Source organism: Devosia litorisediminis, from assembly GCF_018334155.1.
Taxonomy (GTDB): Bacteria; Pseudomonadota; Alphaproteobacteria; order Rhizobiales; family Devosiaceae; genus Devosia; species Devosia litorisediminis.
Map to the genome: position 1 here is coordinate 1,807,574 of NZ_JAGXTP010000001.1, position 19,974 is coordinate 1,827,547.

Annotated in this window: 21 protein-coding genes; 10 read left to right on the plus strand and 11 right to left on the minus strand. The window is 61.2% G+C overall.

What is annotated here, in order from left to right:
• Positions 1-2: 2 nt before the first annotated feature.
• The 3 genes from KD146_RS08630 to KD146_RS08640 are packed head-to-tail and all read right to left on the minus strand — an operon-like array spanning position 3 to position 2,960.
• On the minus strand, positions 3-1,325 hold the full coding sequence (locus tag KD146_RS08630) for a TRAP transporter large permease (protein WP_212658278.1): 1,323 nt from the start codon (positions 1,323-1,325) through the stop codon (positions 3-5).
• 57 nt (positions 1,326-1,382) lie between these two features.
• Positions 1,383-1,904, minus strand: a complete 522-nt coding sequence (locus KD146_RS08635) for a TRAP transporter small permease (protein ID WP_212658279.1) — start codon at positions 1,902-1,904, stop codon at positions 1,383-1,385.
• Positions 1,905-1,913: 9 nt separating this feature from the next.
• Positions 1,914-2,960: a TRAP transporter substrate-binding protein gene (locus KD146_RS08640; RefSeq protein ID WP_212658280.1), complete on the minus strand. Its 1,047-nt coding sequence runs from the start codon at positions 2,958-2,960 to the stop codon at positions 1,914-1,916.
• Positions 2,961-3,392: 432 nt separating this feature from the next.
• Between KD146_RS08640 and KD146_RS08645 the strand changes: the two genes are divergently transcribed.
• Entirely contained in the window at positions 3,393-5,096 is a 1,704-nt protein-coding gene (locus KD146_RS08645; RefSeq protein ID WP_212658281.1) for a thiamine pyrophosphate-requiring protein, read from the plus strand.
• Positions 5,097-5,118: 22 nt separating this feature from the next.
• On the plus strand, positions 5,119-5,652 hold the full coding sequence (locus tag KD146_RS08650; RefSeq protein WP_212658282.1) for a 2,4'-dihydroxyacetophenone dioxygenase family protein: 534 nt from the start codon (positions 5,119-5,121) through the stop codon (positions 5,650-5,652).
• Between the two features lie 39 nt (positions 5,653-5,691).
• Here the strand turns inward: KD146_RS08650 and KD146_RS08655 are convergent, their stop codons facing one another.
• From KD146_RS08655 to KD146_RS08685, 7 genes are all read right to left on the minus strand, one after another.
• Positions 5,692-6,450, minus strand: a complete 759-nt coding sequence (locus KD146_RS08655) for an SDR family NAD(P)-dependent oxidoreductase (RefSeq protein WP_212658283.1) — start codon at positions 6,448-6,450, stop codon at positions 5,692-5,694.
• A gap of 64 nt (positions 6,451-6,514) precedes the next feature.
• Positions 6,515-7,969, minus strand: coding sequence for an aldehyde dehydrogenase (locus tag KD146_RS08660; protein WP_212658284.1), 1,455 nt, complete (start codon positions 7,967-7,969; stop codon positions 6,515-6,517).
• Positions 7,970-7,981: 12 nt separating this feature from the next.
• On the minus strand, positions 7,982-8,707 hold the full coding sequence (locus KD146_RS08665; RefSeq protein WP_212658285.1) for an ABC transporter ATP-binding protein: 726 nt from the start codon (positions 8,705-8,707) through the stop codon (positions 7,982-7,984).
• Positions 8,700-9,428, minus strand: a complete 729-nt coding sequence (locus tag KD146_RS08670; protein WP_212658286.1) for an ABC transporter ATP-binding protein — start codon at positions 9,426-9,428, stop codon at positions 8,700-8,702. The genes KD146_RS08665 and KD146_RS08670 overlap by 8 nt, the downstream gene beginning before the upstream one ends.
• Positions 9,425-10,366: a branched-chain amino acid ABC transporter permease gene (locus KD146_RS08675; protein ID WP_212658287.1), complete on the minus strand. Its 942-nt coding sequence runs from the start codon at positions 10,364-10,366 to the stop codon at positions 9,425-9,427. Before KD146_RS08675 ends, KD146_RS08670 begins: the two co-directional genes overlap by 4 nt.
• A complete protein-coding gene (locus tag KD146_RS08680) occupies positions 10,366-11,238 on the minus strand; it encodes a branched-chain amino acid ABC transporter permease (RefSeq protein ID WP_212658288.1) in 873 nt (290 codons plus the stop codon). Before KD146_RS08680 ends, KD146_RS08675 begins: the two co-directional genes overlap by 1 nt.
• A gap of 36 nt (positions 11,239-11,274) precedes the next feature.
• The gene (locus tag KD146_RS08685) at positions 11,275-12,507 is read right to left on the minus strand and encodes an amino acid ABC transporter substrate-binding protein (RefSeq protein ID WP_212658289.1); all 1,233 of its coding nucleotides are present in this window, start codon (positions 12,505-12,507) and stop codon (positions 11,275-11,277) included.
• Between the two features lie 256 nt (positions 12,508-12,763).
• Between KD146_RS08685 and KD146_RS08690 the strand changes: the two genes are divergently transcribed.
• Entirely contained in the window at positions 12,764-13,522 is a 759-nt protein-coding gene (locus tag KD146_RS08690; RefSeq protein WP_249327621.1) for a helix-turn-helix domain-containing protein, read from the plus strand.
• Here the strand turns inward: KD146_RS08690 and pcaQ are convergent.
• Positions 13,471-14,457 (minus strand): pca operon transcription factor PcaQ, encoded by a 987-nt coding sequence (gene pcaQ / locus KD146_RS08695; RefSeq protein WP_249327622.1) that lies wholly within the window; start codon positions 14,455-14,457, stop codon positions 13,471-13,473. The genes KD146_RS08690 and pcaQ overlap by 52 nt on opposite strands.
• 113 nt (positions 14,458-14,570) lie before the next feature.
• On the opposite strand from pcaQ, the gene pcaD reads away from it, so the two are divergent.
• The 7 genes from pcaD to pcaF are packed head-to-tail and all read left to right on the plus strand — an operon-like array spanning position 14,571 to position 19,952.
• Positions 14,571-15,365, plus strand: a complete 795-nt coding sequence (gene pcaD / locus KD146_RS08700) for a 3-oxoadipate enol-lactonase (RefSeq protein ID WP_427857065.1) — start codon at positions 14,571-14,573, stop codon at positions 15,363-15,365.
• A complete protein-coding gene (pcaC, locus tag KD146_RS08705) occupies positions 15,358-15,759 on the plus strand; it encodes a 4-carboxymuconolactone decarboxylase (RefSeq protein WP_212658292.1) in 402 nt (133 codons plus the stop codon). Before pcaD ends, pcaC begins: the two co-directional genes overlap by 8 nt.
• A complete protein-coding gene (gene pcaH, locus KD146_RS08710; RefSeq protein WP_212658293.1) occupies positions 15,756-16,499 on the plus strand; it encodes a protocatechuate 3,4-dioxygenase subunit beta in 744 nt (247 codons plus the stop codon). Before pcaC ends, pcaH begins: the two co-directional genes overlap by 4 nt.
• On the plus strand, positions 16,499-17,113 hold the full coding sequence (pcaG, locus tag KD146_RS08715) for a protocatechuate 3,4-dioxygenase subunit alpha (RefSeq protein WP_212658294.1): 615 nt from the start codon (positions 16,499-16,501) through the stop codon (positions 17,111-17,113). Before pcaH ends, pcaG begins: the two co-directional genes overlap by 1 nt.
• 8 nt (positions 17,114-17,121) lie before the next feature.
• Positions 17,122-17,967, plus strand: a complete 846-nt coding sequence (locus KD146_RS08720) for a CoA transferase subunit A (RefSeq protein WP_212658295.1) — start codon at positions 17,122-17,124, stop codon at positions 17,965-17,967.
• A gap of 1 nt (position 17,968) precedes the next feature.
• On the plus strand, positions 17,969-18,748 hold the full coding sequence (locus tag KD146_RS08725) for a CoA-transferase subunit beta (protein WP_212658296.1): 780 nt from the start codon (positions 17,969-17,971) through the stop codon (positions 18,746-18,748).
• A 1-nt stretch (position 18,749) separates the two neighbouring features.
• The gene (pcaF, locus tag KD146_RS08730; RefSeq protein WP_212658297.1) at positions 18,750-19,952 is read left to right on the plus strand and encodes a 3-oxoadipyl-CoA thiolase; all 1,203 of its coding nucleotides are present in this window, start codon (positions 18,750-18,752) and stop codon (positions 19,950-19,952) included.
• Positions 19,953-19,974: the final 22 nt, after the last annotated feature.

The following is a 19,974-nucleotide window of genomic DNA, read 5'->3' on the forward strand; positions in this document are numbered from 1 at the left end:
AATTACGACAGAGCGTTGGGCAGGAACAAGACAATGGCGGGAAATGCGATCAGCAAGACGACGCGCACGACCTCAGCAGCAAAGAACGGCATGGCGCCCTTAAAGGTCTCCATCATTGGCACGTCGCGCGCCATGGCGTTGATAACAAAGACATTCATGCCTACTGGCGGCGTTATCAGGCCGAGTTCGACCACAATCAGTGCCAGCACGCCGAACCAGATCTTGGTGTCTTCGGGGCTCATACCGAAATCGAGCTGGGCAACGACGGGCCAGAAGAACGGCATGACCAGCAGGATCATGGACAGCGAGTCCATCAGGCAGCCGAGCAGGATCAACGACAGCAGCAGAATGATCAGGATCATGTGGGCGGAAAGCCCGGAATTGAGCATCATTTCCGCCGCAGCCTGCGGGACGCCGCCGCGCGACATGAAAATCTTGAGCAGTTCGGCGCCCAGCACGATCATGTAGATCATGCCCGATGCCTTGGCCGTTTCCAGAACGGCATCGCGCATGGCGCCCCAGCTGACCATACGGCGGGCAACCCCATAGACAACAACCAGGAAGACGCCAATCGCAGCGGCCGGTGTGGGCGTGAACAGGCCCATATAGATACCGCCGATCACCAGACCGAATATGCCCAGAACCGGCAGAATACCCGCCGTGGCACCCAATAGTTCTGCGCGACTGACCGGTTCACCCTTGGGACCGGCATCTGGGACCAGCCAGACATAGATCGCGATCACGATCATGAAGAACAGGACCGCCATCAATCCAGGGAGCAGCGCGGCGGAAAACATGGTGACGATGTTGGCTTCAACCAGCACCGCGTAGATCACGAGCACCACAGAGGGCGGGATCAAGATGCCCAGCACACCACCTGCGGCGAGTGTGCCTGTGGCCAGGGCCGGGGAATACTTATAGCGCCGCAACTCGGGGAGCGCGACCTGGCCCATGGTGGAGGCGGTAGCGAGCGACGAGCCGCAGACCGAACCGAACCCGGCACAGGCGGCAATTGCCGCCATGGCAACACCGCCCGGCAGCCTCCCAAGCCAGGCATTGGCTGCGCGGAACAGCGCCTGGGAAAGGCCAGCCTTGGACGCCACCTGCCCCATCAGGATGAACATGGGCACGACCGACAGGTCGTAATTGGAGAAAACCCCGAAGCCGAGCGACTTAAGCTGCGACATCAGAATGGCTGGCCCGGACAACATAAAAATGCCGGCCATACCGACAGTCGCCATGGCGTAAGCGACGGGAACGCGGATGGCGATCAGCCCAACAAGGGCAACCAAGCCGCCCAGCCCGATTAGCAGTTCAAAGCCCATGGTCAAAATGTCCTGACAGTCGAGGCACCGGCATCAATGGCCGGTCGGATACAATAATTAGTGGACGGCGCCTTCGCGCTCCGGCGTGGTACCGGTGACCGCTTCGATCAGGTTCACCAGCGCCGCCAGGCTCAGCAGCGCCAGGGAGATCAGGACCGGCACATAGGCAATCCAGATGGGGAACTGATAGATGGTGGTGGTTTCGCGGTATTCCTGCAGGTCGATCAGGCCGTAATACATGCGCCAGAGCAGGAAGGCGGCAAATGCCAAAGCGATGGTCGAGCCCAGCGCGACCAGGCTGTCCTGAGCCCGCCCCCGCAGTCTGGCAGTGAAGATGTCGGCGCTCACATTGGCGCCGGTGATCTGGCAGTACGGCAGGAACATGAACATGCCCATGGCCACACCCACCTGAACGATTTCATAGACACCGGGAACAGGCCGCGAAAACAGCGCGCCCCCGGCGACACTCCACACATTGGCGGCAACGACCAGGCCAATCACCACGCCACCCAGCAGAGCCCAGATAGCGGTAGCGCGCCGGACCAGCAAACTGGCGGGATGAGGATTGGTCGTTGCCATTGTGTGCTCCTAGAGGTTGCCTGCGACGGCAGCGCGGGCTGCCTCGACAAGCGCATCGCCATCAATGCCCTGGCCCGAGACTTCATCAACCCAGCGGTCGATGACTGGCTCAAGCTTTTCTGCAAAGACGGCGCTTTCCTGTGGCGTCAACATGATGTGCTGGTTGCCGGCATCGGTTGCGACCTTGATGCCGCCATTGTCGATATTGCGCCAGATTGAGCCGACCTCGCGCAGCCAGTCTTCGCCGGAATTGTCGAGGAATACCTGCTGAATATCTTCCGGCAGACTGTTCCAGCGATCCTGGTTCATCGACACCTGGAATACTGACGTGCCCAAGCGGGTCTCGGCGGCCAGCTCGATCTGGTAGTCGGTCAGATCCTGCAGCTGCAAGGCGGGAATGATCTCCCAGGGAATCAGAGCGCCATCCACCACGCCGCGTGATAGCGCCTGTGGCAGGTCGGGCACCGGCATGGAGACCGGATTTGCACCCAGGGCTTCGACAACCCATGCCCCGGTACGGGTTGGAATGCGCATTGTCAGACCAGCCAGATCATCAGGAGAGTGGATTTCCTTTTTGACCATCTGAAGGGCCTGACCTGCGTGGACGTGGCTAAAGAGCACCTTCACGCCAACATGCTCTTCGGCAAGGTACTCATCAAACATCGAGGCGATCGCCAGATTGGTCGCAATCGGATCATTGATGTGCACGAAGGGCAGCTCAAACACTTCGGTGCGCGGGAACAGGCCCGGCGAGTAGCCATTGAGTGTCCATACCATGTCCACAATGCCGTCACGCACCTGACGGATCAGCTCAGGCGGCGTGCCGCCCAGCGACATTGACGGGTAGATTTCGATTTCGACGCGACCACCAGACGCTTCTTCAATGCGCTGAGCCCATGGCTCCAGCATAGCGGTCTGTGCCGGGGCCTTTGGCCCAAGAAAGTGATGCAGTTTCAGAACGAATTCGGCCTGTGCAGAGGCGACGGACGTCAATGCTGTGGTTGCCAGGATGACGCCGCCGGCCAGCGCTGCGAGACGTGCGAATGTGTTTGCCATGTTTGCTCCTCCAAGACCCGTCATGTCCGGGCCATTTCGTGCTGCTTTGCGCAGCGCGGGTGTCGGCCAACCAGATTCGCCCAACGCGTTCCGGTCGCCGATCTTCCCTGCCTGAAGAATGGCGACCGACTGGCGAAAGTAAAATGATATATGCGCATCAAAACATAACCTGAGCGGAATGAGTTATCCCATAATTCGGCTTGCCATAGGTTGCATCGCGGATCATACACGTCGCTGTTGAAGCCACACTATATCCTCGTACAACGTTGATATATCTTATTTTTTTCTTTATCGACGCACCGCATTCGATCATCCTCGGGTTATCGACCTAAAAAATGCAGCATAATTTTATATCTAGAGATTGACCGCAGGGCGCTTTCGTCTGATGCTTTTATCGGAATTTATATTTCAATAATTGAAGTGGAAGCTGAGTTGGCGACGGGCGATCTGAGTTTGACAGCGGGCGGGGCCTTGCTGGCACGGCTGAAGGCTGTGGGTGTGGACTACATCTTCGCCAATTCCGGCACGGATTTCCCGCCGATCATTGAGGGCCTGTCCGAGGCTGCGGCTAAAGGCATCCCTCTGCCGGTGGCGCTGACCATGCCGCATGAAAGTGCGGCGATGGGCATGGCGCATGGCTATTACCTGGCGACCGGACGCAGTCAGGCCGTGATGGCGCATACCAATGTCGGACTGGCCAATTGTGCTACCGGGGCGATCAATGCGGCGGTAGAGAATGTTCCCGTGTTGCTGTTTTCCGGCCGGACACCGGTCACCGAACGCGACCGGTTCGGCGCCCGCACCGTGCCCATTGGCTGGGGACAGGAGATGCGTGATCAGGCCGCTCTGGTACGCGAAGCCAGCAAATGGGACTACGAGTTGCGCTTTCCCGAGCAGGTGGGCGAGTTGGTCGACCGCGCTTACGCCATCGCCAATTCGACCCCCAAGGGGCCCGTCTATGTAAGCCTGCCCCGCGAGGTGCTGTGCGAGCCCTACAGGCCTGACGATGTCGGCGTGCCCAATCTGATGTCGCCGGTGCGTCCTGCCCCGGACCGCAGCCAGATCGACCACGTCGCCGCGTTAATCGCGACAGCACGCAAGCCGGTGATCTTTGCCCAGCATGGCGCTGGCAGCGCAGATGCATTTGCCGCGCTGGGCAAACTGGCCGACCGCTGGGGCATTGCCGTGTGCCAGTACTGGGCGGTGCAGTTGGCGGTGCCAACGGACCATCCAATGTCTATTGGCAATGATCCTGCCGGCTTCATCGAGGATGCAGATTTGGTGCTGGTGCTCGATTCGCTGGCACCGTGGTCAGCTCATGCGCATCGCCCGGAGGCATCGGCCACCATTGTGCAATTGGGCCCCGATCCGCTCAAGGCGCGCATGCCGATCCGCAATTTCCGCTCCGACATTTCGATCGTCTCGGAAGTCTCGGACGGCATTATGGCACTCAAGTCTGCTCTTGACGCTCGAGAGGTCGGCCCCGCGATCGCCATGCGCCGAGAAGGCGTTGCCAAGATCGCCGCCGAGCGCCGCGCGGCGACGCTGGAAAAGGCCAAATTGCGCGACGATGGCGCGATGACCAGTGATTTTGTCGCCAAAGCCGTGTCAGACGCAATTGCTGGCGCCGATGCAGTGCTGCTGTCTGAGCGTGGCTGCACCATGCCGCCCATGACGCTGAACCACCATCGTGCCTGGTATCAGGAGCCGCATGCCGGTGGGCTTGGCTGGTCGTTCCCAGCGGCGCTGGGCATGCAACTGGCCGAGCGCGACAGGCTGGTAGTCGCCACGATGGGTGATGGCTCATACATGTTCGCCAATCCGGTGGCTTGCCATCAGATCGCCGAAGCGCTCGAACTGCCGCTGCTGGTGATTATTCTGAACAATGCCGAATGGGCGGCCGTACGTCATTCGGTGCTCGACATCTATCCCGATGGCTACGCCTCGAGAACCAATGCGATGCCGTTGACCGGGCTGTCGCCCATTCCCGACTTCGTCAAGGTGGCCGAGGCCAGTCGCGCCTGGGCGCGGCGGATCGACAGTGCTGACGCACTGGTGCAGGGGCTGGCTGATGCATTGGCGCACATCAAAACCACCAAATCACTGGCCCTGCTCGATATCCGGACCATTGGCTAACAATAACAGGGAGGAGGCAATCATGCCTGATGCACCAAAAACCGAGTTCTGGAAGGACCTCAAGCCGATCACCAAGGTCTTCCAGCCTGACGCAAAGCCGGAGGTCTATCTGCCGGACGCGGCAACCGATGATGAGCGCTATTATGTGCCGTTCACCGATACGGTGTCATCGCGCCCATTGTGGATCTCGCCGACGCAGAACAAATGGTGCGATATCCTGATGGCCAAGGAGGCCGGACTGGTCAATCGGCACTACCACCCCCATGAGGTGTTCGCGCTGACGCTATCGGGCAAATGGGGCTATCTGGAACACGACTGGACTGCCACCAAGGGCGATTTCGTCTACGAGACGCCCGGCGAGGGCCACACGCTGGTGGCCTACGAGCATGAGGAACCCATGAAGGTGTTTTTCACCGTCACCGGCCCGCTGATATGGCTGGATGAAGACGGCGAGCCCAACGGCTATTTCGACGTTCACAACTATATCGCGATGTGCCGCGAACACTACGACAAGGTCGGTATTGGCGCGGACTATGTCGACAGCCTGTTTCGCTAGAATGCTTGGCGGCGCTACCCGGAGCAGTGCCGCCAGCCATCATACGCTCATGCCGCCATCGACCATATGGGTGGTGCCGGTGACAAAGCCGGAGAGATCCGATGCCAGGTAAAGAATGGAGCGCGCGATTTCATCGGGCGTTGCATGCCGACCCATCGGGATCATCTCATTGAAAAACGCGGTGCCATCGCGACCAATTTCGGCACCAAGCCCCTGCTCCACCGCCAGCTGGAAACCATTGTCCACGGGCCCTGGATGGATAGTGTTCACCCGGATGCCGCGTGGCGCCAATTCCTTGGCCAGACACCGCATCAGCCCAACCTGCGCATGCTTGGCGGTAATATAGGCATAGACTCCCGGATCGCCCCGAACACCGGCAACGCTTGAGGTTATGATCAGACTGCCGCCGCTGGCCATCAGCGGGGTCAGATGTTTGGCGACAAGATAGGCGCCGCGTACATGGACGGCGTGAACCTGATCAAAGACCGCATCGGGATAGTCGGCAATCGGCGCGACAGTGCCGAAATTGCCCGCATTGGACAGCACGACATCAAGCCCGCCAAATCGTTCGGTCACCTGCGCCGCCAGATCGGCGACGGCACCGGCCTGCGATACATCTGCGGCGATCAGCACGATATCGCCTTGTGGCAATTCTGCGCGGGCCGTTTCGAGATCGACCAGATTGAGATCGGACAGGATCAGGCGCGCGCCCTCGGCCAAGAACCGGTGTGCGGTGGCACGGCCAATGCTGCCAGCGCCGCCGGTAATCAGGCAGGTTTTACCCGCTAGCAGGCTCATCGAACCCTCCAGTGCAAGAAAAAGGGGGCGCTCCGTTGCCGAAGCGCCCGTTAGTTGGTCGGGATCAGAATGGGTAGTGGATGTGACCGGACTGCTGCACGGTCATCCAGCGCAACTCGGTGAACTCGGCAATGCCCCATTTGCCGCCAAAACGGCCATAGCCGGACGACTTCACGCCGCCAAAGGGCATCTGCGCCTCGTCATGCACGGTGGGACCATTGATGTGGCAGATGCCCGATTCAATGCGCTGACCCACGGCCATGGCACGATTGGTGTCCTGACCGAAGACTGCGGCAGACAGACCGTATTCTGTGTCGTTGGCGATACGGACGGCCTCGTCGATGGAACCTGCCCGGACCACGGTCACCACGGGACCAAAGGATTCCTCGCCATAAATGCGCATGGCCGGCGTGACCTTGTCGAGCACGGTGGCATCCATGATGGTGCCATCAACGGTGCCGCCAGCAGCGAGAACGGCGCCCTTGGCGACGGCATCCTTTACCAGTTGATCAATGCGCTTGGCAGCGCCGGCGTCGACCAGCGAGCCCAGCGGGGTGTTGCCCTTGCGCGGATCACCCGCCACCAGTGTCTTGGCCTTGGCGGCCAGTCGCGCAACGAACTCGTCGGCGATCTTTTCATCGGCAACGATGCGCTCGGTCGACATGCAGATCTGGCCCTGATTCATGTAGGCGCCAAAGGCCGCAGCATTGACCGCTTCATCCAGGTCCGCATCGTCGAGCACGACGAAGGGAGCCTTGCCGCCCAGCTCGAGCAGAGCGGGCTTGAGGAAACGCCCCGCAGTCTCGGCGATGATGCGGCCAACCCGGGTGGAGCCGGTGAAGTTCACGCGGCGGATGGCGGGGTGAGCGATCAGTGTTTCAACCACTTCAGGCGCATCATCAGGCGCGTTTGAGACGGCGTTGAGCACGCCCTTGGGCAGCCCGGCCTCGTGCAGCACCTCAACGATGAGGCGATGGGTGCGCGGGCACAGCTCGGAAGTCTTCATCACCACGGTATTGCCGCAAGCCAGCGGGGTGGCCAGCGAGCGGACACCAAGAATGACCGGGGCGTTCCAGGGTGCCATGGCCAGGACCACACCAGCGGGCTGGCGGATGGCCATCGCCATGCTACCCGGCCGGTTAGTGGGAATGATGTCGCCATGAATCTGGGTGGTCAGCGATGCCGCTTCGCGCAGCATATCGGCGGCCAGGCCAACATTGAACATGGCCCAGCCTGCCGTGGCACCAATTTCAGCGCCCATGGCGTCAACGAAATCGCCGCCCCTGCCCTCAAGCAGATCGGCCGCCTTGAGCAGGATGGTACGGCGCGTCTTTGGCGAACTCTTTGACCATTCCGGGAAGGCCGCTGCGGCGGAATCCACCGCACGGTTGACGTCGTCCAGTGTAGCCGCGGCAGCGGTGGTAGCGACCTCGCCCGAGATTGGATTCATGCGCGCGAATGTGACGCCGCCGGTGGCCGCCACGTCCTGGTTATCGATCAGCAGACCGAGATGTTCCATAATAGTGCTCCTTCAACTCAAATCTGTGGTGGTGCCGCCAAGGAACGCCTGTTGGACAGCAGGATCGGTCATCAATGCCGATGCGGTGTTTTCGCCAACGATACGGCCCGCTTCCATGAGGTAGCCGCGATCGGCGATGGCAAGGCTGATCGAGACATTCTGTTCGACCAGCAGCAGGGCAACGCCTGTTTCGCGAATGCGGCGCAGGGCTGCGAAAAGTTCAGTGACCACAATTGGTGCCAGACCCAGACTGGGCTCATCGAGCATCAGCAGACGCGGATTGCTCATCAGCGCGCGTCCAATGGCGACCATTTGCTGTTCGCCGCCGGACATGGTGCGGGCCATTTGTTTACGCCGCTCGGCCAGCTTGGGGAACAGGTCAAATATCAGCTCAAGACGGGCGGCTTCACCGCCGCGTGCGCGTTGCGGGTGGGCGCCCAGCATGAGGTTTTCATCGACCGTCAGCTCGCCGAAAATGCCGCGCCCTTCGGGCACCAAGGCAATGCCGGCATCGGGAACCTTGTGGGGTGGCATGTTGAGCAATGAGAGGCCGTCGAGCGACATGGCTGTCTGGCCGCTGGTCTTGACCATGCCCGAGACAGCCTTGAGCAGCGAAGACTTGCCGGCCCCGTTGGCGCCCAGGATGACCACGGTCTCCTGATCACCCACCGAGACGCTGACGTCATCGAGCGCCAGATGGCGGCCATAGCGCAAAGAAAGATTGGCAATATCAAGCATGGCCTTCTCCAAGATAGGCACGAACTACATGCTCGTCGGCCAGTACGTCGTTGGTGGGGCCATCAGCGATCTTGGTGCCGACGTTCATCACCACCGCCCGCGAGCACAGCGCGCGGACAGCTTCCATGATGTGTTCGACCAGCAGAACCGTCATGCCGCGCTCGCGCAGCGACACGATCAGATCAATGCCGACCCGCAATTCAGTGGGGTTGAGGCCCGAAAGCCATTCATCAAGCAGCAGCAGACGAGGTCGTGCTGCCAGAGCACGGGCGAGTTCCATGCGCTTCTGATCGATATAGGTCAGATCCTGCGCCATTTCGTGCCCGCGACCAGCCAGACCGACATCGACCAGCAGTTTCTCGGCTTCGGTTTCGGCCTCTTCCCCCCAGACAGCATCGCGCCGGAAGGCTACGGCCGCCACGATGTTCTGCCGGACGCTCAATGATGGCAGCACCCGCACGAGCTGGAAGGTACGCGCCACGCCATGATGGGCGATGCGATGGGGTGGCAGGCCTGAAATATCGGCTTCATCGAACATGATGCGACCGGCAGTGGGTGCAAAAGCACCGGAGATCATGTTGATCACTGTGGTCTTGCCGGAGCCGTTTGGGCCCAGCAGCGCGACGATTTCGCCTTCGGCCACCGAGAAATCGACATTGTTGACGGCTGTCAGGCCACCGAATTGCTTGCGCAGTTTTTCTACGCGGACCAGAGCACTCATTTTGCAGACTCCTCGGGCTTGCGGTTCCGGAACCGGCCTGAATGCTCTTCGATGAAGGCCAGAACGCCGCGCGGCACGACGAAGACGATGACGATGAACAGGCAGCCCAGAATGATCGAATAATGGCTGGGGAAGTTGGCCGACAGCCACTCGAACATCAAAAAGAGCGGCACAGCGCCCAGCAATGGACCCCATAGACGGGTTGCCCCACCCAGCAGCGCCATGATCAGCGTCAGGAACGAGATGGTGGGGTTGAAGACGATGGACGGCTCGACATAGGTCCAGCGTGGCGCCTGGATGGCCCCGACCAGGGTCATGATGGTGGCGCTGACGGTGAACAGGGCCAGCTTGATGCGGGCGATATCGATGCCGGCATGGGCAGCAACCACTTCGTCGTCGCCGATGACCTTGAGTGCGAGCCCGATGCGCGAGCGGCCGATCCACCAGCCGATCAGCAGCGTCACCGCACCCAGGCCGAGCAGTTGCCAATAGATGTCGGTGGCACTGAAGGGCAGGAAGATATAGCGCCCCAGCGTGCCGGTGACATTGACCTCATACCAGGTGACGAGCTGGCGGATCAGTTCGGCCAGGCCGAAGGTGAAGATCACGAAATAGACACCCGCCAGGCGCAGCGTCGCCAATCCGACAAGCACGGCAACCACCATACCGAGCAGCGCTGCCACTAGCAGGACCAGCGGATAGGGCAAGGTTTCGGACAGGACAGCGACCGTATAGGCGCCGATGCCGAAAAAAGCGACCGTGGCCAGTGAGACATAGCGGGTTGGCCCCGAGAACAGAGCCCATGCCGTGGCCAGGGTCACATAGCCAGCCAGACCGAGCAGCAGGCCGACACCATAGGCATCAATGACCGTGGGGAGGATGACCAGACCGATCAGCGCCAGAAGAGACACGCCGAAGCCGATAATAGTACGCGACATTAGCTGGCAGCCTTTCCGAACAGGCCCGACGGGCGCCACAGAAGCACGGCCAGGAAAATTGCATAGGTTGCGGCCAGGGTAAGACCGGGATCGACATAGGTAGCGACCAGGGTTTCGACCAGACCAAGCAACAGACCAGCGACCAGCGCACCCATCAGATTGCCCAGCCCGCCCATGATGACCACCACCAGCGCCTTCATCGTGAAAATCACGCCCATGGATGCGGTGAAGGTCTGGTACATCGAAATCATCACACCGCCAGACGCTGCCAGTGTGGCGCCCAGAGCGAAGGCAAAGCGGGCGGTCCGATTGACGTCGATGCCGACAAGCGGGGCCGATTGCGGCGCGACAGCGACGGCGCGAATGGCGGTACCCCAGCGGGTGCGGGTCAAGGCAAGGTAGAGCGCGGCGCCGATCACCACCGCCAGCACGAAGGCCAGCAGTCGGTTGGCACCAATGGTGGCGCCAAAGATCTGAACGCCGAAATTGAGATAGCTGTAGCTGGTGTAGTTGGAACCGAAGACAACCAGCATGACGCCCTGCAGCACAAACAGCAGACCGAACGTGGCCAGAATGGAGTCCACTTCCAGGGTGCCGCTCTTGGCGGAGCGTTTGACCAGCGGCTGCATCATCAGGCCATAGACCAGATAGCCGAAGGCGAATGCGCCGGGCAGGATGATAATCAGCCCGAGCACAGGATTGATGCCGAGCTGGCTTACCAGCAGATAGGCACAGAAGGCGGCGATGATGATGGTTTCGCCATAGGCGAGGTTCATGATGCGCGAGATGCCGTACTGGAGCGTCAGCCCCATTGCGACAAGCGCATATGTCCCTCCGAGCACAAGCCCGGATATGATTGCGGTTACGATCACGCCGCCGCCTCCTGCATGGTCACGTGTTAGTCGATATTACTGTGCTGCGACCCAAGGTGCCTTGGGCAGCATGGGTGTGCTGGCACCGGCGCGATCCGATGGCTCGATGCCGACGAACATGCCGTTCTGCCACTGACCCGTCCACCACAGGTTACGCAACTGGTTGTCTTCCAGCTTGGTCTCACCGAGCACGGTTTCGAAGGTGCCGTTGGAGAGCTCGGCAGACACTGCCTCACGATCCAGACCGACGCGCTTGATTGCCTCTTCGAGCATCTGCAGCGAGGTATAGGTGATCACGCTGCCCCAGAGGTCAGGTGCTGCACCGATAAAGGCTTCATGGCGGGCACGATAGTCGGCATTGGCCGCATCGTTGGGATCAATACCACCCAGGCTCATAATGCCCTCGGCATTGGCGCCATTGGCGGCACCAAAAGCGGGGAAGCCAACACCAACGCCCATATAGAGGACCTTGGGATTGAAGTCGGCGACCTGTGCCTGCGCCGTCATGGCGAAGGTGTCAGGCGGATAGGAGAAAGCGATGAAGGTATCAGCGCCACTGCCTGCCGACTCATTGAGCATGGGCGAGAAATCTGACGTGGTTGGCGGATAGCTGGTGTCATAAACCAGCTCAAAACCTGCCTCGGTCAGGGCTGGACGTGCAGCCGTCACCAGATCGATACCGAAGCCATCAGCGACCGAGATCATGGCGATCTTGTTGTTGATGGTGCCTTCATCGCGGGCTTTGGTGAGAACCTCAGCCAGCGCCTTGGTGTAATCGGCACCACCGCCGAGAAGCCAGAAGCTCTTGTCCCAACGCTCGACGAATTCAGGTGCCTTGTCGGTCACGGCCGAAACGGCAAGCTGGGGATAGCCGAAGCGGTCAAACAGCGGTGCGACGGCGAGGTTGAAGCCCGTGCCCCAGGGCGGCAGAATGAAATCGACCTTGTCCTGGGTCGCCAGACGCTCAACGGCACGGACAACTTCTTCAGATGCCGAACGGTCGTCATATTCGATGACTTCGATGGGCAGACGCGAGCCATCGGGCATCTCAAGGCCGCCGGCTTCGTTGACCTCGTGAATCCACAGCTTGTAGTTGGGCACTGTGGTGATGCCGGCACCGCCAGCATTGGCACCGGACAAGGACACGGCATAACCGATCTTGACCGAGGTGCGGTCTTCGGCCTGAACGGCCAGCGAACTGGCGCTCAGCATGAGAGCGGCCACCAGACCAAAGCTTTGCAGGGCGCTCCTGCGCGAAAGTACGTTCATGAATATCTCCTCCTGTGGGACCCAAAGGGAACCCGTATGCGATGACCCGGCTCTTCGGTCGCAATGCCATCGACTAGGTGGAGCTTAGGAGCAGCATGAAGAGAGAAGAATAGACTTTTTGAGGAGAAACTTGTACTTTTGACGGATGCCGCAATCGACCCGCGATATCACTCAGGAACTCGAAGCCCAAGCGGTTCGCTCCGCGCTTGATGTGGGGCAATGGACGCTGCACGGGCGGCGCAGCAGGTGTTTTGTGATGATATCGGGCTCGGGCAGCATTCTGGTTGGCTCCGAAGACGTGGCGCTGCGGGCCCCGTGTCTGGTGTGGCTACCAGAGGGGCAATCAGCGCATCTGACAATGCGGGCAGGATCAAGCGGTGCGTGGCTGGCCGTCACGGGTCAGGCACTGGGTCATGTCGCCCTGCCCGGCAGCATCGCCGATGATCTGCGCCACATGCTGCTGCGCCCGCAATTGGGAACCACCCTCAAGCCTGATGTGGCCCGGGGCCTGACCGATCACCTGCTGGCTATTGAAGGCGAGTTGCGAGCGAGCAAGCCCGGCGCGCCCGAAATGGTGCGGCATCTATTGGCGGCAGTGTTTATCGGGCTGTGGCGAATGAGCGAACTGGTCTCGCATGAGGCACGGCCCCTGCCCCGGTTTATCGTCGATCATTTCCTGCAACTGGTGGAAGTGCATCTGAATGACCAGTGGAAGGTGGCCGACTATGCCGCCGCCATGGGGGTATCGACCGACCGCCTGAATACAGCTGTGCGCCGCGCACTTGGCAAGGCGCCGCTTGAGGTGATTCACGACCGCGTCTGCGCGGCGGCACGGCAAATGCTGGAAAGCTCAGGACTGCAAATTGATCGGGTAGCGGCGCTGCTAGGGTTTGACGATCCCGCCTATTTCAGCCGCTTCTTCAAGCGTCTGACGGGTATGTCACCCAGACAGTATCGCCATGACTATGCAAGCCGCGCGGCACGTCCCGCCGGGTCTTTCGCTGCCTGGCCCTGAGCAGGCCTGGCGTCTGCCAGCGTGCGCGCCGTGTGGCGAATGGCCGTCAGGATACTGGCCGCGGCCGGGCTCAACGTGACATCGACCCGAGTGGTCAACCCGACGGGTCCCAGCGTCTCCTGCATGGCAAACGGCAACATGGCCAGAAGGCCGTCGCGACAATCAGGCGCGACGACGCCTTCGGAAATGAACCAGATGGCATCAGTGGCCCGCAGATAGTTGCGGGCAAAGCTGTCCGAGACAGTTTCGAGCACTGTCTCAGCAAGCGGCACGTCATGGGCGCGCAGGAAACGTTCAACCGTCGGACGGATCACCGCATCCGGGGGCGGCATCAACCAGGGATAATCGGCCAGAGTCGAAAGTACGGGGGCTGACTGACGGGTCAAAGGATGGTCCTTGCGCACCACGGCGCAGACCAGTTCAGAATACAGGTGCTCAAAGCTGAGGCCCGTGATGTCGTGCGGATCAGCCATACGACCGACCACGAAGTCGATCTCGCCCGCGCGCAGCAGATCAATCAGATAGGCGTTTGGGCCCGTAATGACCCGAGCGGGCACGACGACGCCATCGGCGGTCAACGTTGCCAGGGCGGTCGGCAGAATAGCAGTCGAAACCGTGGGCAAGGCACCAACCCTTACCATGCCGGTTGCCGTTGCCTGCCCGGCCACCTGTACGCCCTGGTAAAGAGCGGCCATGCCGTTGGCAGCGTGGAGGCGGAACATTTCGCCCAGGCTGGTCAGGGTCAACGCACGACGGCTGCGATCGAACAGGGCCACCCCCAGAATCGCCTCCAATTCCTGAATGGTCTTGGTGGCAGCTGGCTGACTCATGTTTAAAGCACTAGCGGCCTTGGCCACGCCGCCAAGCCGGGCAACTTCGAGAAAACAGCGCAGATGGCGCAGCTTGAGACGGGGATCAATCAGGTTCAGCGACATGGGCACCTCGAGCGATTACGCTGATTGATATACGTCAAGTTATGCGTTGTCCAAATCTTCTCATTTCCATTTGTGACGCAAACGCGCAAAATAGTGTCAAAGGGAGCTTTGCGGTGCCGTTTGCCCGGATCAATGAAATAACCACGTGGTATCAAGAATCCGGCAGCGGTCCGGCCTTGCCTGTGATCTTTGCCAATTCGCTTGGCACCGATCACCGCATCTGGGCCGGCGTGACCAACCGGTTATCTGCGACGCGGCGCTGCGTGGTGTACGACAAGCGCGGCCACGGCATGAGCGATCTGTCGCCCCAACCCTACGCCATCAGCGACCTGGCTGCCGACCTGCTCGCGCTGGCCAACCACTGTGGCATTGAGCGCTTCGTTATCTGCGGCGTGTCGGTGGGGGGCATGGTTGCCCTGGCCAGCGCTACTGCACAGCCCGAGCGGATTGCCGGGCTGGTGCTTTGCGATACGGCTTCGCGCATTGGCACACCCGATATGTGGAATATCCGGATTGGTCAGGTCCGCAATGACGGGCTATCCGGCATTGCCGACAGTGTCATGGAGCGCTGGTTCAGCCCCGGGTTCCGCGCCACGCGGCAGGATGAACTGGCCGGCTGGCGCAATCTGCTGTTGCGTACACCGGCGCAAGGCTACGCCGAGACCTGCGCGGCCATCCGGGACGCCGATCTGTCGGCCCAGGCGCAAGCCATTGCAGTGCCAACCCTGGTCGTTGCTGGCGCCGACGATCTATCGACACCGCCCGATCTCGTGCGCGCACTGGCGGATCAGGTGAGCGGTGCGCAGTTCGCACTCATCGAAGGCGTCGGCCACATCCCATCCATCGAACAACCTGACCTCCTGGCAGACCTGCTGGGCGAATTTTTGGAGACAATGCCCCATGAGTGAGCGATCCGAACGGGCCGAAACCGGCATGACCACGCGGCGCTCCGTGCTGGGCAACAGCCATGTGGACCGCGCCGAGTCTGCAAAGACCGATTTTGATACCGACTTCCAGACCTTCATCATGGAAGGTGCATGGGGATCGGTATGGTCGCGGCCCGGCCTGACCAAGCGGGAGCGCTCGCTGATTACCCTGGCACTGCTCGCTGCGGGCGGGCATGAGGAGGAATTCGCCATGCATGTGCGGGCCACCGCCAATACCGGGGCATCGGCCAATGACATCAAGGAAGCCCTGTTGCATGTGGCGGTCTATGCCGGCGTGCCTGCGGCCAATAGCGCCTTCAAGGTTGCCAAGGCCGAACTGAGCTTGGGGCAAGACGAAAAAGGAGCGGCAGAATGAGTGATCTGTTTCCAGACGGCCCCGACGGGCTGTTCCCTCGCGATCTGGCCTGGCATCCGCCAGCCGCGACACCGGGCTATAAAAGCACGACATTCCGCGCACCGCGCCAGCCGTTGCTGTCGCTTGATGCGACCAAAAGCGAACTGACCGGGCCGCGTTTCGGGCACGGGCTGATCGGCAAGCTCGATAACGACCTGATCCGCAATTACAGCCAGGACGGCACCGAAGCCATCGGTCAGCGCCTGATCGTTTATGGTCAGGTGCTCGATGAGAATGCACGACCACAGCCCGGCGTGCTGGTCGAGTTCTGGCAGGCCAATGCCGGTGGGCGCTATCGCCACCGCAAGGAAGGCTATCAGGCGGCCATTGATCCCAACTTTGGCGGCTGTGGCCGCGCGCTAACCGACGAGAACGGCTTTTATACCTTCCGCACGGTCAAGCCGGGCGCCTATCCATGGCCCAACGGCCCCAATGACTGGCGCCCTGCCCACATCCATTTTTCGGTCTTTGGCTCGGCCTTTGCGCAGCGCCTGATCACCCAGATGTATTTCGAGGGCGACCCGATGATCTGGCAGTGCCCGATCGTCGGCGGGATCAGCGACAAGGCGGCGATCGACCAGCTCACCGCCAAGCTTGACCGCCACAATACGCCACCAATGGACGCTCTGGCCTACCGCTTTGACATCGTGCTGCGCGGTCGTCGGGCAACATTGTTCGAAAACCGCAAGGAGGGCCTGTGATGATCAACCGTTTGCCAGAACTCAAGGAAACGCCGTCGCAGACCGCCGGGCCCTATGTTCATATCGGCCTGACACCGAATTTCTGCGATATCGGCGGGGTTTTTCCGCTCGATGCGGGGATTACCATGCTGGCCAAGGAAACGCCCGGCCAGCGCATTACCATTACCGGCAGGGTGATGGATGGCAGCGACGCTCCGGTTACCGATGCCGTGGTCGAACTCTGGCAGGCCGATGCAGATGGCAATCATCCGCAGACCTCGGATAGCCCGGACAAGGCATTCACCGGCTGGGGTCGGCAGCCAACCGACGCCACGGGCACATTCCGCTTCGAGACCATCAAGCCAGGCCTTGTCGCTGGGCCTGATGGGGTGGCGCAGGCACCACACGTGTCGCTTTGGATCGTGGCGCGCGGCATCAATACCGGTCTGGCGACGCGGTTGTACTTTGCTGACGAGGCAGAAGCCAACCAGGCTGATCCGGTGCTGAACAGGGTGCTGGACCCACGACGGCGCCAGACCATGATCGCCACGGCCAGCCAGGCTGATGGCGCGACGACCTACACGCTCGATATTCGCCTGCAGGGTGAAAACGAGACTGTCTTCTTCGATATTTAGGATCGTTCATGAGCAAGTTTGTCAGCCTGCAACAGGCTATCGGGGACCATCTACATGATGGCGACACCGTCGCCTTTGAGGGCTTCACCCACCTCATCCCCGTCGCTGCCGGGCACGAGACGATCCGCCAGGGCATCAAGGATCTCACCCTAGTACGCATGACGCCTGACATCATCTACGACCAGATGATCGGGATGGGCCTGGCCCGCAAAGTGGTGTTTTCCTATGCCGGCAACCCCGGCGTTGGTCTGTTGCGTCGCATGCGGGACGCCATTGAGAACGACTACCCGCGCGCAATCCAGATCGTCGAGCATTCCCACTCGGCCATGGCGCAGGCCTATGAGGCGGGTGCCGCCGGCCTGCCAATGGCGGTGTTCCGCGGCTACAAGGGCGCAGACCTGCCCAAGGTCAATCCCGACATCCGCTCGGTTACCTGTCCCTTCACCGGCGAAGAGCTGGCGGCGGTACCGTCGCATCGCCCCGATGTCACGGTGATCCACGCCCAGAAAGCCAACAGGCGAGGCGATGTTCTGATCGAAGGCATTGTGGGCGTGCAGAAGGAAGCAGCGCTGGCCGCCAAGCGGGTGATCGTTACCGTTGAGGAAGTCGTCGACGACTTCGAAGGCATGCACCCCAATCTGTGCATTCTGCCGCACTGGACAGTGACAGCAATTGCCGTGGTGCCCGGCGGGGCCCATCCCTCCTACACCATGGGCTATTACGACCGTGACAATGCCGCCTATCTCGAATGGGACAAGGTCTCGGCCGATCGCGAGCTGTTTGCCACCTGGATGAAAGACAACGTGCTCGACGCGACGCCCGAGGCGTTCGCCGACCGCGTGAAAGGGCTTTAAGATGACCGCGTTCACGCCCACCGAAATGATGACGATTGCTGCCGCTCGCGCCCTCGACAACAAGGATGTCTGCTTTGTGGGCATTGGCGCGCCGTCGGCAGCCTGCAATGTGGCCCGACTGACCCATGCCCCCGAGATCACCCTGATCTACGAAAGCGGCACCATTGGCACTGCGCCAGAGGTGCTGCCGCTATCGATTGGCGATGGCGAACTGTGCGAGACGGCGGTGGCAACCGTGGCCGTGCCGGAAATGTTCCGCTACTGGCTGCAGGGCGGCCGTATTTCCATCGGCTTCCTCGGCGCCGCGCAGATCGACAGGTTCGGCAATATCAACACCACCGTCATCGGCGACTATCATAACCCAAAGGTCCGCCTGCCCGGCGGTGGCGGCGCGCCGGAGATCGCCACCTCGTGTGGTGAAATCTACATCACGCTCAAGCAGGCGACACGCTCGATGGTTGAGAAGATCGACTTCTTCACCTCCTTTGGCCATGGCGAAGGCGGCGATCACCGTGAGCGGCTGGGCATCACCACAAAGGGCCCTACCCTGCTGATTACCGATCTGGCCATCTGGAAGCCCGACCCGGAGACCAAGGAATTCACCGTGGTGTCGCTGCACAAGGGTGTAACCCGCGAGATGGTACAGGAAACCTGCGGCTGGACCGTGCGCTTTGCTGATAATCTGAGCGAAACGCCCGAGCCCACTGAGCTTGAACTGTCGACACTGCGTGATCTGAACGAGCGCACCCGCATCGCCCATGCCGGTGGAAAGGCAGCCTAGCATGACCGAAGCCTATATCTGCGCCTATGTGCGCACCCCGATCGGCCGCTTTGGCGGCGCCCTGTCTGCAGTGCGACCCGATGATCTGGGCGCGGTGCCGCTCAAGGCCCTGATGGAGCGTCATGGCGGTGTGGACTGGGCAGCGGTGGATGATGTGATCTTTGGCTGCGCCAACCAGGCCGGCGAAGACAATCGCAATGTGGCGCGCATGAGCACTCTATTGGCTGGCCTGCCTGAAACCGTATCGGGCACCACGATGAACCGGTTGTGTGGCTCGGGCATGGATGCGGTGATCACCGCGGCGCGGGCCATCAAGGCTGGCGAGGCCGAACTGATGATCGCCGGTGGCGTGGAATCGATGAGTCGGGCGCCATTCGTGTTGCCCAAGGCCGAGGGCGCCTTTTCGCGCAATGCCGAAATCTACGACACCACGATTGGCTGGCGCTTCGTGAACCCAGCGATGAACGCCCAGTATGGCACTGATTCCATGCCGGAAACCGGCGAGAACGTTGCCCAGGACTTCAAGGTGTCGCGTGAGGATCAGGATGCGTTCGCCGTGCGGTCACAGGCCCGGGCGGTCGCTGCACAGGATAATGGCCGCCTGGCGCAGGAAATCGTGCCGGTCACCATTGCGCAGCGCAAGGGCGATCCCAGGATCGTGGACACCGATGAGCACCCGCGTGCCGGCACCAGCATGGAAACGCTGGGCAAGCTGCGCGCGCTGTTCCCGGGCGGATCGGTGACGGCGGGTAATGCCTCTGGCGTCAATGACGGTGCCGCAGCCCTGATCATTGCCAGCGAAGCTGCTGCGAAAAGGCACGGCCTGACGCCAATTGCCCGCATTCTGGGCGGCGCGGCCGCCGGGGTGCCTCCACGCATCATGGGCATGGGCCCTGCCCCCGCCAGCCAGAAGCTGCTGGCCCGGTTGGGACTGACGGCAGCCGACATGGATGTCATCGAGCTCAATGAGGCCTTTGCCAGCCAGGCGATTGCCGTGTTGCGCGAACTGGGCGTGGCGCCTGATGCCGAGCACGTAAACCGCAATGGCGGCGCGATTGCGCTGGGTCATCCGCTGGGGATGTCCGGTGCCCGCATTGCCGGTAGTGCAGCACTGGAACTATCGCTGAACGGCGGACAGCATGCACTGGCCACGATGTGCATCGGCGTTGGTCAGGGGATCGCGTTGGGGCTGGCACGCGTATAGGCTCAGGCCAAAGCATAAAGGC